The organism is Comamonas sp. CMM02 (genome assembly GCF_014851485.1).
GTDB lineage: Bacteria > Pseudomonadota > Gammaproteobacteria > Burkholderiales > Burkholderiaceae_C > Comamonas > Comamonas avium.
The window spans coordinates 443708-457025 of sequence record NZ_JACUZW010000001.1 but is presented as its reverse complement, the minus strand read 5'-3'; the positions used below and the strand labels follow the sequence as shown (position 1 = coordinate 457025).

Sequence of the window (13318 nt, the reverse complement as noted above, 5' to 3'; positions counted from 1 at the left end):
CCCAAGTAACCACCGCTCTTGCAGTTTCGCAGCGCTCTTAAGCGCCGGTCCAGCGGCGCAGTGCCAAGCTGGCGTTGGTGCCACCAAAGCCAAAACTGTTGCTCAAGACCGTGTTCAGCTGTGCGTCACGGGTCTGGGTCACCAGTGGCATATCGCCCAAGGCCTCGTCAGGTGTTTCAACATTTACCGAACCGGCAATAAAGCCCTTGTTCAGCATGATCAGGCAGTAAATGGCTTCCTGCACACCCGTAGCACCCAGCGAGTGGCCGGTCAGTGACTTAGTGGACGAGAAAGGCGGCACTTGCTCGCCAAACAGCGCCTTCATGGCGCGCACTTCCTGCATGTCACCAACAGGGGTCGATGTGCCATGCGTGTTGATGTAGTCAATCGGACCATCAACAGTTTCCATGGCCTGCTTCATGCAGGCAATAGCACCATCACCCGAAGGTGCCACCATGTCTTCGCCGTCGCTGGTGGCGCCAAAGCCCACCACCTCAGCCAAGATATTGGCACCACGCGCCAAGGCATGCTCCAGGCTTTCCAGCACCACAGCACCGCCGCCGCCAGCGATCACGAAGCCATCACGATTGGCATCGTAAGCACGCGCAGCTTTTTCAGGCGTTGCGTTGTACTTGCTGGACATGGCACCCATGCCGTCAAACAGCAAAGACATGCCCCATGACAGCTCTTCTCCACCGCCAGCAAACATCACATCCTGCATGCCCCAGGCAATTTGCTGGGCAGCTGCACCAATGCAATGCGCCGAAGTAGAGCACGCCGAGGTGATGGAGTAATTAATGCCTTTGACCTTGAAGTTGGTGGCCAGACATGCTGACACCGTCGAGCTCATGCAGCGCGTAACCTGGTAAGGTCCAACGCGGCGAATACCTTTTTCGCGCAGCGTATCTGCCGCTTCAATCTGGTTGGCAGGAGAGCCACCGCCAGAGCCCATGATCAGGCCGGTGCGCGCGTGGCTCACCATTTCCGGTGGCAGCGCAGCCTGCGCAATCGCATCTTCCAGAGCGATTTGCGCGTAAGCGGCTGCATCGCCCATGAACCGCAACTGCTTGCGATCAATCCGCGCCTCAACGTCGATCTCGGGAATGCCAGCCACTTGACTGCGCATACCCAGTTCTGTGAACTGAGGCATGGCTTTGATGCCCGAGCGGCCTTCCCTCAAAGAAGTCTCTACGGTTGCCAAGTCGTTACCAATGCACGAGACAATGCCCGCGCCCGTGATCACTACGCGTTTTTTCATGCCGCAGTCCCTTGACCGTCGCCTTCACGCAGGAACAAGCCCACGCGCAAGTCGTTAGCTACGTAAATTTCTTTACCGTCAGCCAGCAAACGAGCGTCGCCAATCGCCATATTCAGCTTGCGCTTGATTACGCGCTTGATGTCGATTTCGTAAGTCACCAGCTTCACATCAGGGCCGACTTCGCCCGTGAACTTGACTTCTCCCGCGCCCAGAGCACGGCCACGACCGGGCAACTGCAGCCAGGTCAGGTAAAAACCAATGAGCTGCCACATGGCATCCAAACCCAAGCAACCGGGCATGACAGGGTCACCCTGGAAGTGGCATTTGAAAAACCACAGATCTGGGTTCACGTCCAGCTCAGCGACGATCTTGCCAAAACCATGCGTACCGCCTTCATCACTGATGTGCGTAATGCGATCAAACATCAGCATGGGGGGCAAAGGCAGACGTCCGCTATCGGGCTTAAACAACTTGCCTTCACCGGAAGCGATCAGCTGTTCGTAGGAAAAAGATTCAACCATTTTCTAACTTGCTCCGCAGCGGCTTGAGCCGCTACTTGGTTTTCGTGTATGTGTAATTGCGACAGTTTATCCATGTGCTGCGCACAGCCGCACATTATGAAAGTTCACAGGCAGCTTGTCGGAGAAAGCCCTTGTAATATCCTCATAACGCATCAATCACACCCTGTTTTGTCAACTTTTCTTGCGTTGTTTAGCACTCCACGCTATGAGCGCAATGCAAAACAGCCACAGCGGCCATAGCCCCCATTGCGATACCCAGCGTGCAAATGGTGTCAGACCATCGCGTCCCTGGACATCTGCCAGCAGCACCGCTTGCGTCATAGAAGGCAAGGACGCCGTCACAGCGCCTCGGTGGTCAATCACCGCTGTTGCCCCCGTATTGGTGGCCCGGATCATGGGGCGTTCAAACTCCAGAGCGCGCATGCGGCTGATCTGCAAATGCTGATCGATGGCAATACTGTCACCAAACCACGCAATGTTGCTGACATTGACAAACACTGTGGGCGCTTGAGAGGCATCGCCAAAGCGAACCCCCAGCTCCTCACCAAATAAGTCTTCATAACAAATATTGGGTGCCCAGCGCTCTCCGTGCCACACCATGGGGGCTTGGCCCACGCTTGCTCGGGCGAAGTCCCCCAGCGGGATGTCCATCATGCGAACAAACCACTGAAACAAGGGTGGAACAAATTCCCCAAAAGGTACCAAGTGGTGCTTGTCGTACCGATATTCTGGCACTTCCCCGGGAATCCAGCCGACCACTGCGTTGCTATAGCCCTGCACTTCGTTGCCCAAAGGCATACCCACCAAAGCTGCCGATGCACTGCCCGGCTGGCGATAAGGAGCAGTCACTGTTTCTAAATAACCATTGGGAAGCTGCTGGGGTAACAATGGCAGCGCAGTCTCGGGGGCGACCACCAAGGCGGCAGGCGCCTCCAGCAAACGCTCTCCATACCATTGCAATGCCTGGGCCATGCCGCCACCGGGTACGAATTTTTCATCCTGCGCAATATTGCCCTGCAGCAATGCCACCTTGACAGGGTCTCGCCCTGCTAGTGCCTTCGCTTGCTGCTGAGTCCAGGCAGCTCCCAGCCAGAGCAGCGCTCCTGCAGCCAGCAGGCTCACCGAGAGTTTTTTACGCTGAGCCAAAACCGTGACTTGCACCAATGCCATGGCTATGGCGGCCGCAATCGCCCCTGTGCCATACACCCCCAGCCACCTTGGCCACACTGACAAGGGCCCATCCACATGGGCATAGCCGATAGCGCCCCACGGAAAGCCTGTCCACAGCGTGCCGCGGGCCAGCTCTGCCAGTGTCCAGCACGCGGCAAACAGCCAGACCGCCTGCCAGCCTGGCACCGACCAGCGCCGCCACACCCAGAGCATCAAGGCGTAATAGCTGCCTAAAAAAGCAGCCAGCGCCAGCACAGCAATGACCGCCAGAGGTGCTGGCAACCCGCCATAAGTGTGCATGGATATAAACAGCCACCAGAAAGTAGCAGCCAGCCACGTCGTGGCAAACACCCCGCCCAGCCACGCTGCGTGCTTGGCACTTTGCGCCTGCTGGGCGGCGGTGCACAACACACTCAGTGACAATATTTGCAGCCACCACACAGGCTGGCCGCCCTGGGGCCAGGCCAATGAAGCCGCTTGCAAACAGCCCGCCACCATCAAGGGCAGCAGCCATACCCACCACGGCCAGCTGCGCTGACGCGCTGATGTGACTGCAGCAGCATTCATTTGCCCGTGCTTTCCTGCATGTCGCTGGCAACACGCGTAACCTGGAACCACCGCACGGCACCGCCCTTAGCATGCAGCACCACAAAGTGAAGGCCTGCGCCCTCCCAGGACTCGCCACGCTTGGGCAAGCGCCCCATCACGTGGCTGATCCAGCCACCGATCGTGTCAAATTCGTCAGCGCCGTCTTCTTGAGAAAAACTCACGCCAAATGCTTCTTGCACGCGTTCTAACGGTGTGTGGCCCGCCACACGGTAGGTGTTGTCCGCCAGCGCAAAAATATCGCCGTCTTCCTCGGGGATATCGAACTCATCTTCGATCTCACCGACGATTTGTTCCAGTACGTCTTCCATGGTCACCAGGCCAGCCACATTGCCGAACTCGTCAATCAGAATGCTCATGTGGTTGCGGTTGGCGCGGAATTCGCGCAGCAAGTCGTGCAACCCCTTGGTCTCGGGCACAAAAGCCACGGGCCGCAGCAAGGCGCGCACATTCAAAGACGGTGAACGCTGCAATTTGAGCAGGTCTTTGGCCATCAAGATGCCGATGATGTTGCCCCGCTCGCCCTCATAGACGGGAAAGCGCGAATGCGCGGTGCGTATGACTTGCCCCAGCAATTGGTCATAGGGCGCCTCGATGTCCAGCACATCCATACGCGTTGCAGCCACCATGATGTCTGCGGCTGTACGGTCTGCCATGCGGATGACGCCTTCCAGCATGACACGTGCTTCAGTACCGATAACCTCGTTGACTTCGGCCTGAGCCAGGGTTTCGATAAGTTCATCCTTGGAGTCGAGTCCGGGATGAATAAATTCGACAATTTTTTGCAGAAAAGTGCGCTTGTCTTCGCGCTCAGCATGGCGCGCAGGATGCGGGTCGGACACAGTCTTACAGTGCAGGACGTGCAGTAGTGGATAGGGGGCTAAGGATAGCGGATTCCGCCATTCAGACAATAAATAGCTTGCCGAACCCGCGCCGCCTGCGCACTTATGGAGATGATTTGTGCCGCCCTTCGCGCACATCCTGACGGATAGCCTGCACGTCGGCCAGGATGGACCAGAACTGCTTGGCCTGCTTCTTGAACTGGTAGTCCACTTCTGCGACCTGGTTGTCCCACAGCTCAGAGACCTGTGTGTCCAGACCTGCTGCGGGCAATTTCAGATAAGCCTCTGACTCGGTGCCATCACGCTGCACACGGGCACCGGCATTGCGTGCAATTTTGAGCATGGGGGTGTTCTCGCTGAGCGCGTGGATGAACATCATCTCTACCCCCTTGTTGCGCGAGTGCAGCACGGCACGCGCAAACAAACGAGTGCCCAGGCCCAGACCGCGTGCGGACTTCAGCACGGACACCCCGAATTCTGCACAGTTGCTGTGGTGCGCCAGATCGGTATAGGCCAGGTGCGCCATGGCGATCAGCTCGAGTCGGCGGTTGAAGATGCCAAAAATATCGTCACGCTCAAAATTCAGATTGTCTGCATAGCGCACCACCTGTTCGTCATTGGCTGCGTAGCCAAAGCGCAGGTAACGGTCACCCTCGTCCAGCTTGAGCAAGTGGGTGCGGATGCGTCCGCGGTGGCGTTCTGACAGCTCCCGGATGGGCACCATGGTGGGCACGCTGCGTTTGGCCGAGGCTTTACGCAGCCATTGCTTGCTGGCTTTCCAGGGTGAAGAGATCCAACGGAGTGGCTCGGTCATGGGTCAAAGTCCTGTGCAGAAGGCTTGGCACATTGTTTCAGGCATCGCACGCCGCAGCGACAGCATTGTTTTAAGACGGTGCAAAACCTAGGGTTTACGTTAATTTGCTGCATTGCAGCATAAATCAAGTGTGCTGGGTATTGGGGTGGCCTCTGTTTGCTGTCTTCTTGGCAGCACAGCGGTGCTTTTGCACCACAAAAAAACAGCACCCACAGGTGCTGTTTTTGAAGCGATGATTAAAAAAGTAGCTACTAGTGCTTATATAGCAATGACTTCAGATACAAAACTACCTGAAATACTTGATAACAAAGCGCTGTTAGCTATCTTTTTACACAGGCACCGACGTGGTCGCTTTGACGCGGTCCAGCACAAAGCTGGTTTTGCAGTCCGACACGCTGGGGTGCTTGAGCAGGGTTTCCATGATGAAGCGGCTGTAGTGCTGCATATCGGCCACCACCACGCGCAGCAGATAGTCCATCTCGCCGGTCAGCGATGCGCACTCCACCACTTCGGGCCAGTTTTGCACGCTCTGACGGAATGCGTCCATGGGATTGCGCTTGTGCGTTTCGGTGCTTTTTTCCAGACGCACATTCAGGTAGGCGGTCAAACCCAGGCCCACTTTTTCGGGTGGCACCAGCGCCACATAGCGCTCGATCACACCGGCCTCTTCCAGACGCTTGACGCGGCGTAGCACCGCGCTGGGGGACAGGCCAACCTGCTCGCCAATCACGTCATAGGTTTCACGTCCGTTTTCCTGCAAGCGGCGCAGGATGGAACGGTCCAGCTTATCGAGGGTGTGTTCTGCAGTCATGTGAGCGGATTCTATGCAGGCAATCAGTGATTGACCAAGTTAACGCCATGAATTTTGCAAGCAAGCTTGGCTCAACGCAATTTTTTTGACTTCAGTGCCCCCGATCAAACCCTTGGTTTGCTCTTTCCCTAGGAAAAGCCCCCTCCCCAATTCATGGGTCCCCTTCAAGAATGCTGACAGGGCCTAGCGTTGTTGCTGCAGGCCGCACCAATGAAGAAAGGCGCTGACATGGATCGTCTGTGGCTCAACCACTACCCTGCAGGGGTACCCCACGAAGTCAAACCAGAGATCTACGCCTCCGTGGTCGACATGCTGGAAGATTCGCTGAGCAAGTACGCCGATCAGCCCTTCACGGTGTGCATGGACGTGTGGATGAAGTACCGGGATCTGGACAAACTGTCCCTGCAACTGGCGGCCTGGCTGCAAAGCCTGAACCTTGCGCCCGATGCCCGCGTAGCCATCATGCTGCCCAATATTCCGCAGTTTGCCGTCAGCATGGCGGCGGTGCTGCGCGCTGGCTACACCTGTGTCAACGTCAACCCGCTGTACACCGCGCGCGAGCTGGAGCACCAGCTCAAGGACTCCGGGGCGACGGCCATCATTATTTTGGAGAACTTCGCGCACACGCTGTCGGACGTCATCACGCACACACCCATCAAGCATGTGTGCATGGCCTCCATGGGCGACTTGCTGGGTTTTGCGTATGGCCGCTGGATCACCTTTGCCGTGCGCCATCTGGCCAAGATGGTGCCCGCCTACGAGCTGCCGCTGGATGGCCGCACCGTCACAACTTTTAATAAAGCACTGTCGACAGGCGCTGGCAAAACGCTGCGCAAGCCCCAGGTCAACCACGACAGCATTGCCTTCTTGCAATACACGGGCGGCACCACGGGCCTGTCCAAAGGCGCGGTGCTCACCCACCGCAACATCATTGCCGCCACCTTGCAGGCCGAGGCATGGTTTGCCCCCGCTTACGCTGGCACGACCGACCTGCGCAAACTGCACAGCATTGCTGCACTGCCGCTCTATCACATCTTTGCGCTGACGCTGCTGCTGCTGTCGCTGCGCCAAGGCTCCAGCATGAGCCTGATCCCCAATCCGCGCGATATCCCCAAGTTTGTGGAAGTGCTGCGCAAGCGCCCCTTTCACACGCTGCCAGCTGTGAACACCTTGTTCAACGCCTTGCTGCAAAACGACAAATTCCGGACCATTGATTTTTCAGAGCTGGCGGTATCGCAGGCCGGGGGCATGGCGGCCTCCGAAGGCACAGCGCGCCAGTGGCAGAAAGTGACCGGCAAGGTCATGATTGAAGGCTGGGGCATGAGCGAGACCTGCGCCATTGGCACCAACAACCCCGTGAATGCCACCAGTTTTAGCGGCAACATTGGCCTGCCCTTGCCCGGCATTGACATTGCGATTAAGGACGATGAAGGAAACACCGTGCCTCAGGGAGAAAACGGTGAAATCTGCATCAAGGGCCCCAACGTGATGCGTGGCTACTACAACCAGCCCGAAGAAACCGCCCAGGCCTTTACGGCCGACGGATTCATGCGCACCGGCGATATAGGACTGATGGACGAGCGCGGCTTCATCAAGATCATTGACCGCAAGAAAGACATGATCTTGGTCAGCGGCTTTAACGTCTTTCCCAATGAGCTGGAGAACGTCATCTCGCTGTGCCCCGGCGTGGTGGAATGTGCTGCCATCGGTGTACCCGATGAACATGCTGGCGAAGCCATCAAGGTGTTTGTGGTCAAGAACGATCCCACACTTACCGAAGAACGCCTGCTGCGCTACTGCCACGACAACCTCACCGGCTACAAGCGCCCCAAGTACATTGAGTTTCGCGAAGAGCTGCCCAAAACCAACGTGGGCAAAATTTTGCGCCGCGAATTGCGCAGCCCCAGCGCTTCAGACAAGGCGCCCGCAGCACATTGACCATGGATCACGCCCTTTCCTCACCGGGCCTTGGGCCCGGTATGTTTTTTCTGGAACGTGGCTGGCTGTCAGCCAATAACGTCATTTTTGTGGACGACGACAGCGCAGCCATCGTGGATACCGGCTACTGCGTGCACGCTGAGCAAACCGTGACGCTGGTTGAAAACAGCATTGGCACGCGCCCGCTCACACGCATTCTCAACACCCACTTACATAGTGACCACTGCGGCGGCAACGCTGCCTTGCAAGCCCGCTGGCCCCATCTGCAGACGTGGATAGCCCCCGGGCAGCTTCAACATGTACGCGCCTGGGACCCTGCCGCCCTGAGCTACACGCCCACGGGGCAAGAATGCCCGCGCTTTCATGCCGATCACGTGCTGGAGCCAGGCACCGAAATCAATCTCGGTCAGCAGCGCTGGCAGGTGCATGCAGCGCCGGGCCATGACCCGCACTCCATCATCCTGTTTGAGCCGCAGCAGCGCACCCTCATTTCAGCCGACGCTCTTTGGGAGAACGGCTTTGGGGTGGTTTTCCCGGAAATTGAGGGAGAGCAGGCGTTTGCCGAAGTGGCCGCCACACTGGATGTGATTGAAGCGCTGCAGCCATCGCTGGTGCTGCCAGGCCACGGCCCCAAGTTCAGCGATGTGACGCAGGCTTTGGCCATTGCACGCAAGCGCTTGCACGGTTTCATGGAAAGTCCGCTGCGCCACGCCCGTTACGCCGCCAAGGTGCTGCTCAAATACAAACTGCTGGAGTGGCAGCAACTGCCCCTGCAGCAGGTGCAGGGCTGGTGCGTCAACACCCCGTACGTGGGCATGCTGCACGAGCGGTACTTTGCAGCACAGAGCCTGGAAAACTGGCTGGGCACGCTGATTGAAGAGCTGGTCAGCAGCAAAGCCGCCGCTGTGGAGCAGCAAGACGGCGTGCTGGTACTTTGCAACCGCTGACCGCTGACGGCTGACAGGTTGGCTTGAGTCTCTGACGCCTTTGACGCCTTTGACCCCGCTTACACCTTTCACGCAGCAAGCGCCACTCACACACCAGCCAGTCACAGGTTGACGCTGGCCTTACGACCGGCTGCAAAGCCTTGGCAGACCCCCAAGGTATTGCCAAGGCTTTGTAACGAAATGCCAGAGTGGTGTCGGCGGGCCTTAAGGCAAATCAGGCGTCGCTTCCGTCAAGGTCAGCTTCGGGCCAATCGTGCCTAAGCGTGCCTTCAGCGACTGGGGCTGGCCCGTAATCATGGCTGCGTAATTGGTGGCGTTGGAGAGCACCTTCTTGACGTAGTCGCGGGTTTCTGCAAACGGCACATTTTCAGCCCAGATGGCACCGTCCAAAACGGGGCCGTTGCGCCAGTTGCGCGGGCGACCGGGCCCGGCGTTGTAGCCCGCAGCGGCCAAGGCCATGGAGCCATCAAAATCATCCAGCGCCAGCTTCAGGTAGGACGTGCCAATCGTGATGTTCACATCGCGGTCGTTGATCATGTGGGGCTGAAAGTCGGTCATGCCGATCTTCTTGGCCGTCCATCTGGCAGTGGCAGGCATCACCTGCATCAAGCCCGATGCCCCGACATGCGAGCGCGCATCCATGATGAACCGGCTTTCCTGGCGAATCAGCCCATACACATACGCCGGGTCCAGCCCAATGCTCTTGGAGCGTGCAATCACCGCGTCATGGAAAGGCATGGGAAAGCGCTGGTTCCAGTCAATCACATCGCGCGTGCGTTCGCTGGTGTTGATGCAGCGGTCCCATATCTGCGCCTTGCAGGCCAGATCGGCAGCGGCCAGCAGTTCGCGGTCGTTCATGCCACCGGGCACGTGCAGGCCCACGCTGTAATTCCATTCGCGCACTCCTTCGCTGCGCAGACCGATGCGGATGGCATACAGGGCACGCTGCAGACCGGGGTTGCTTGCAACGGCTGCCTGCTCTTGCGCAGTCGGTGGCGGTGGTGCGGGGGGCATGGTGACAGCCTGGCCCAGTTCTTCCAGCGCCAGTTTTTCGTAAAAGCCTTTCACGCTGGCAATGCTTTGCAGCAGGCGTCTGGCTTCGGCCTGCTCGGCCTCGCTCACGCGGCGGTCGTTGAGCAAGGCACGCGCCTTCCAGTACACCCATGTGCTGTCTGCCTGCATGGCAGGCGGCATGTCATCAATGGTTTTGCGTACCGTATGCCACTGACCGGCGCGCAAGTTGGCGCGCACCATCCACTCCTGCGCCTCTTCGGACATGCGCTCTGGCTTGCCCACTTTGGCAAAGTAGCCCACGGCATCGCTGGACAGGCGGCGTGCGCTTACCTTGCCAATCACACCCCAGACCCAGTCACGCTCTTCTGCGCGCAACTGGTTGCCCCAGCGGGTTTCCATCAGGCTGGCGGCTTGTTCCGGGTCGTTGCTGGCCACGCGGATCAGCGCCAGTGCAGCCAGTTCACGGCGGGTATTGCCACGCACCTTGCTGGTGCCTGCCAGGTATTTGATCGGTGAGGCGAACACTTCAGCCACATGCTGCAGCGCCTCTGGCGCCACGATATCGACTGCGCGACGAGCGGCGGTCTGGCGATTGAGCTCTGCCGAAAGGCGGGCCCGCTTCCACACTTCACCCTCATCGAGCTTCTTGATCGCATACAGCTCGCTGGCCGCCTGGGTGCAACCGTCGTCGCCGTCGCGCTGTGCGTGCCACAGGCGAGCCACTTCTTGCGGGGCATGCTCGGGCTGGCGGCGCTCAATGGTCTGCACCGCCAGCTCATAGCAGCGCACCTCGCGGTCGTCCTGCATGCGGAACTCGGGCAACAGGCGCTCAAAGTCTGCCCATTGACGGCGCTGGCCCAGCAGCAGCAACCAGTCATTGCGCATGCGGTCTTCCTGGTAGGTGCCGCGCCAGCGTTGCAAAAATGCCTCAACTTCAGAAGGCGCTGCCGTATTGAGGCGGCTCTTGAGCTCCCAATATGCGGCCCACGGCTCCAGGGGGTGCCCTGCCGTCTGTGGCAGGAGCGTGGCCAGTCTGGCCTTATCGCCCTTGCGGGCCGCTTCCTGCATTTGCAGCAAAACATTGTCCCCTGCCGTTTGGGCAGTTGCCCACGAAACAGGAGCGCTTAAAAGTACGGCCGCGCAAAGCGGTGTCAGAATCTTGTGCCATTGCATGGGGGAATTATGTGATGGACAAAGTGGCCCTTCGACGCACCTTGGTGCAGCAACGCCTGAATATGGCCGACCGCCTACAGCGCGCAGACGATTTACAACGCGTGATGCGCATTTGGCTGGTGGACCGACCCGATCTCGTGATAGGCGCCTACTGGCCCATCAAGGGCGAGTTTGACCCCCTGCCCGTGCTGCATCGCTGGAAAGAAGACGGTGAACTGCTGGACAAGCCCCAGCGCCGCCGCATTGCCCTGCCCGTGATCGACAAGGTCACCAAAACCATGCGTTTTCATGCCTGGCACCCCGGCTGCCCCATGGAAGAAGACGCCTACGGCATTCCCAAGCCCAAAGACACCGAGGTTCTGACCCCCACTTTGCTGTTTGTGCCCTGCGTAGGCTACGGCCCGGGCGGCTACCGGCTGGGTTACGGCGGCGGTTTTTACGACCGCACGCTGGCCAAGCTCACCCCAGCGCCCCATACCGTCGGCCTTGGATTCACCCAGGGTTTCATTGAGGATTTCGTGCCGCAATCGCACGACTTGCCTTTAGATGCCATCCTGAACGACAACGGCGTCATTTGGCCGGTTTGATGGATTGTTTGCTCCCGTATGCCCATTCGTAAAAAGAAATCTGTTCCCCAGCGTCTGATTCAGCAGCGCCCTCCGCTCACGCCCATGGCCTCGCCCCTGACGCGTCAAGAGGTACAGCGCCTGCAAACCCACATGCGCAAGCACGGCCCGCACAGCCTGACCCCACGCCAGCACGATGCCATCTGGGACTTTTTATTCAACCTGCCAGAAAGCCACGCGTGGCTGTCTGACATGGTGCACCAGACCCATGCAGCTCAGGCTGGGCTGCGCCCGCGTACAAAAATAGAAGCTTAAAGCGCTTACGCCTGCTTGTTTTCAGATAGAAAAGATGCTTAAAACCAATAGGACAAAGCGTTAACAGCTACTTTTTTCAATAAGGAGTGACTCATGCTGCAGTTGTACATCGGTAACAAAAACTACTCGTCATGGTCAATGCGCCCCTGGGTGGCCATGCGCCAGCTGGGCATTCCGTTTACAGAAGTCATGGTGCGCTTTGACAGCTTTGCGCCCGGTTCACAGTTCAAGCAAACCATGCGCGCCCTGACCCCCACGCACAATGTGCCGCTGCTGGTGCATGACGGACTGGCGGTGTGGGACACCCTTGCCATTGCGGAATACCTGGCCGAAGAATTTCCCCACGCAGGCATCTGGCCCAAAGCCTTTGCCGACCGCGCACGGGCACGCAGCATCTGCGCAGAAATGCACAGCGGCTTTGGCGCCCTGCGCAGCCACTGCCCGATGAACATCGAGGCCGCTTTGCCCGAAGTGGGCGCCAGGATCTGGGCCGAGCAAGACGCCGTGCGCGCCAATGTGTCACGCCTGATCGAGATGTGGGGCACGCTGCTGCAAAGCCACGGCGGCCCCATGCTGTTTGGCAGCTTCAGCATGGCTGACGCTTTTTTTGCCCCTGTGTGCATGCGCCTGCACACCTACGCGCTGCCCCTGCCGCCAGCCATCGCGGCCTATGTTGAGCGGGTGCGGGCACTGCCAGCCGTGCAGGCCTGGATCACCGATGCGCTGGCCGAGCAGGACTTTCGCGATTTTGAAGAGCCCTACCGCACACAGCGTTGAAGCCGCACAGCTAGGCTGCGTCTTGCCCAAGGCAGGTTAAAAGCCGGCGCAGGTGGTCTGCAGCCGGTTCAGGTGTCGATGTCGATAACGCTCAGCCTTGCCTGAACTGGTTGCGTAAAAACAGCTTGTGCCGCGCAATGTGCGCCATTTGCGCCGGGGCAATAGAGCCGCAGAGGTCCACGTCCTCTCCATTGAGCACCTCATTGCCATAGGCCATGGCACGCGCCACCACATCGGCTTCGCTCACGCCCTGCTGCTCGGCCAGGTCCAGTGCCACACGGCGCATGGCCCGCTGCGACAGCATCCACATCGCGCCAAAGGCATCCCACGCGGCGGCGGCTTTCTTGAAGCGCTCGTGGTCGGCCAAAATCTCAGACAGCGGTTTGGACAGCACCTCCTGCAAGTCCGCCATCTGTGTCTGTAAGGCCTCCAGCTGCGCCTCACGCTCCAAGGCGGCCGCTGCCGCATTGGCCTGTGCGTCCGGTGCTTCAGGCACGGGCACGCTGCCGTCGGGGTTCATCTGGGCAATGGTGAGAGCGTCGGCAATAGACATGGGCAGGCAAGCC

General features: G+C 58.9%; 13 protein-coding genes. 5 read left to right on the top strand and 8 right to left on the bottom strand.

Annotated elements, in window-relative coordinates; genetic code table 11:
• Window positions 1-37 precede the first annotated feature (37 nt).
• The 6 genes from fabB to IB213_RS02030 form a co-directional block, all read right to left on the bottom strand.
• Complete coding sequence (fabB, locus tag IB213_RS02055; protein ID WP_192405237.1) at window positions 38-1258, bottom strand: beta-ketoacyl-ACP synthase I; 1221 nt, start codon at window positions 1256-1258, stop codon at window positions 38-40.
• Complete coding sequence (gene fabA, locus IB213_RS02050; RefSeq protein ID WP_191722693.1) at window positions 1255-1779, bottom strand: bifunctional 3-hydroxydecanoyl-ACP dehydratase/trans-2-decenoyl-ACP isomerase; 525 nt, start codon at window positions 1777-1779, stop codon at window positions 1255-1257. Before fabA ends, fabB begins: the two co-directional genes overlap by 4 nt.
• Before the next feature lie 171 nt (window positions 1780-1950).
• Complete coding sequence (gene lnt / locus IB213_RS02045; RefSeq protein WP_192405236.1) at window positions 1951-3516, bottom strand: apolipoprotein N-acyltransferase; 1566 nt, start codon at window positions 3514-3516, stop codon at window positions 1951-1953.
• Window positions 3513-4397 (bottom strand): HlyC/CorC family transporter, encoded by an 885-nt coding sequence (locus IB213_RS02040; protein WP_191722691.1) that lies wholly within the window; start codon window positions 4395-4397, stop codon window positions 3513-3515. Before IB213_RS02040 ends, lnt begins: the two co-directional genes overlap by 4 nt.
• 103 nt (window positions 4398-4500) lie before the next feature.
• Window positions 4501-5211: a GNAT family N-acetyltransferase gene (locus tag IB213_RS02035; RefSeq protein ID WP_191722690.1), complete on the bottom strand. Its 711-nt coding sequence runs from the start codon at window positions 5209-5211 to the stop codon at window positions 4501-4503.
• 328 nt (window positions 5212-5539) lie between these two features.
• The gene (locus tag IB213_RS02030) at window positions 5540-6022 is read right to left on the bottom strand and encodes an Lrp/AsnC family transcriptional regulator (RefSeq protein ID WP_191722689.1); all 483 of its coding nucleotides are present in this window, start codon (window positions 6020-6022) and stop codon (window positions 5540-5542) included.
• Between the two features lie 228 nt (window positions 6023-6250).
• Between IB213_RS02030 and IB213_RS02025 the strand changes: the two genes are divergently transcribed.
• Together IB213_RS02025 and IB213_RS02020 are read left to right on the top strand one after the other, a co-directional pair.
• Window positions 6251-7960, top strand: a complete 1710-nt coding sequence (locus IB213_RS02025) for an AMP-binding protein (protein WP_192405235.1) — start codon at window positions 6251-6253, stop codon at window positions 7958-7960.
• A 2-nt stretch (window positions 7961-7962) separates the two neighbouring features.
• Entirely contained in the window at window positions 7963-8907 is a 945-nt protein-coding gene (locus IB213_RS02020; protein ID WP_192405234.1) for an MBL fold metallo-hydrolase, read from the top strand.
• A 204-nt stretch (window positions 8908-9111) separates the two neighbouring features.
• Here IB213_RS02020 and IB213_RS02015 read toward each other — a convergent pair whose 3' ends face one another.
• Window positions 9112-11094: a lytic transglycosylase domain-containing protein gene (locus tag IB213_RS02015; protein ID WP_191722687.1), complete on the bottom strand. Its 1983-nt coding sequence runs from the start codon at window positions 11092-11094 to the stop codon at window positions 9112-9114.
• Between the two features lie 14 nt (window positions 11095-11108).
• Here IB213_RS02015 and IB213_RS02010 point away from each other — a divergent pair, with 14 nt between their 5' ends.
• From IB213_RS02010 to IB213_RS02000, 3 genes are all read left to right on the top strand, one after another.
• Window positions 11109-11681: a 5-formyltetrahydrofolate cyclo-ligase gene (locus tag IB213_RS02010; protein WP_191722686.1), complete on the top strand. Its 573-nt coding sequence runs from the start codon at window positions 11109-11111 to the stop codon at window positions 11679-11681.
• 18 nt (window positions 11682-11699) lie between these two features.
• The gene (locus IB213_RS02005; RefSeq protein ID WP_191722685.1) at window positions 11700-11975 is read left to right on the top strand and encodes a hypothetical protein; all 276 of its coding nucleotides are present in this window, start codon (window positions 11700-11702) and stop codon (window positions 11973-11975) included.
• A gap of 93 nt (window positions 11976-12068) precedes the next feature.
• Complete coding sequence (locus IB213_RS02000) at window positions 12069-12752, top strand: glutathione S-transferase family protein (RefSeq protein ID WP_192405233.1); 684 nt, start codon at window positions 12069-12071, stop codon at window positions 12750-12752.
• Between the two features lie 91 nt (window positions 12753-12843).
• Here the strand turns inward: IB213_RS02000 and IB213_RS01995 are convergent, their stop codons facing one another.
• A complete protein-coding gene (locus tag IB213_RS01995) occupies window positions 12844-13305 on the bottom strand; it encodes a hypothetical protein (protein WP_192405232.1) in 462 nt (153 codons plus the stop codon).
• Between the last annotated feature and the right edge of the window lie 13 nt (window positions 13306-13318).

Excerpts from the sequence above, each read along its gene's own strand:
- fabB (WP_192405237.1), bottom strand. The coding sequence starts at position 1,258 with ATGAAAAAACGCGTAGTGATCACGGGCGCGGGCATTGTCTCGTGCATT.
- fabA (WP_191722693.1), bottom strand. The coding sequence starts at position 1,779 with ATGGTTGAATCTTTTTCCTACGAACAGCTGATCGCTTCCGGTGAAGGC.
- lnt (WP_192405236.1), bottom strand. The coding sequence starts at position 3,516 with ATGAATGCTGCTGCAGTCACATCAGCGCGTCAGCGCAGCTGGCCGTGG.
- IB213_RS02035 (WP_191722690.1), bottom strand. The coding sequence starts at position 5,211 with ATGACCGAGCCACTCCGTTGGATCTCTTCACCCTGGAAAGCCAGCAAG.
- IB213_RS02030 (WP_191722689.1), bottom strand. The coding sequence starts at position 6,022 with ATGACTGCAGAACACACCCTCGATAAGCTGGACCGTTCCATCCTGCGC.
- IB213_RS02025 (WP_192405235.1), top strand. The coding sequence starts at position 6,251 with ATGGATCGTCTGTGGCTCAACCACTACCCTGCAGGGGTACCCCACGAA.
- IB213_RS02020 (WP_192405234.1), top strand. The coding sequence starts at position 7,963 with ATGGATCACGCCCTTTCCTCACCGGGCCTTGGGCCCGGTATGTTTTTT.
- IB213_RS02015 (WP_191722687.1), bottom strand. The coding sequence starts at position 11,094 with ATGCAATGGCACAAGATTCTGACACCGCTTTGCGCGGCCGTACTTTTA.
- IB213_RS02010 (WP_191722686.1), top strand. The coding sequence starts at position 11,109 with ATGGACAAAGTGGCCCTTCGACGCACCTTGGTGCAGCAACGCCTGAAT.
- IB213_RS02005 (WP_191722685.1), top strand. The coding sequence starts at position 11,700 with ATGCCCATTCGTAAAAAGAAATCTGTTCCCCAGCGTCTGATTCAGCAG.
- IB213_RS02000 (WP_192405233.1), top strand. The coding sequence starts at position 12,069 with ATGCTGCAGTTGTACATCGGTAACAAAAACTACTCGTCATGGTCAATG.
- IB213_RS01995 (WP_192405232.1), bottom strand. The coding sequence starts at position 13,305 with ATGTCTATTGCCGACGCTCTCACCATTGCCCAGATGAACCCCGACGGC.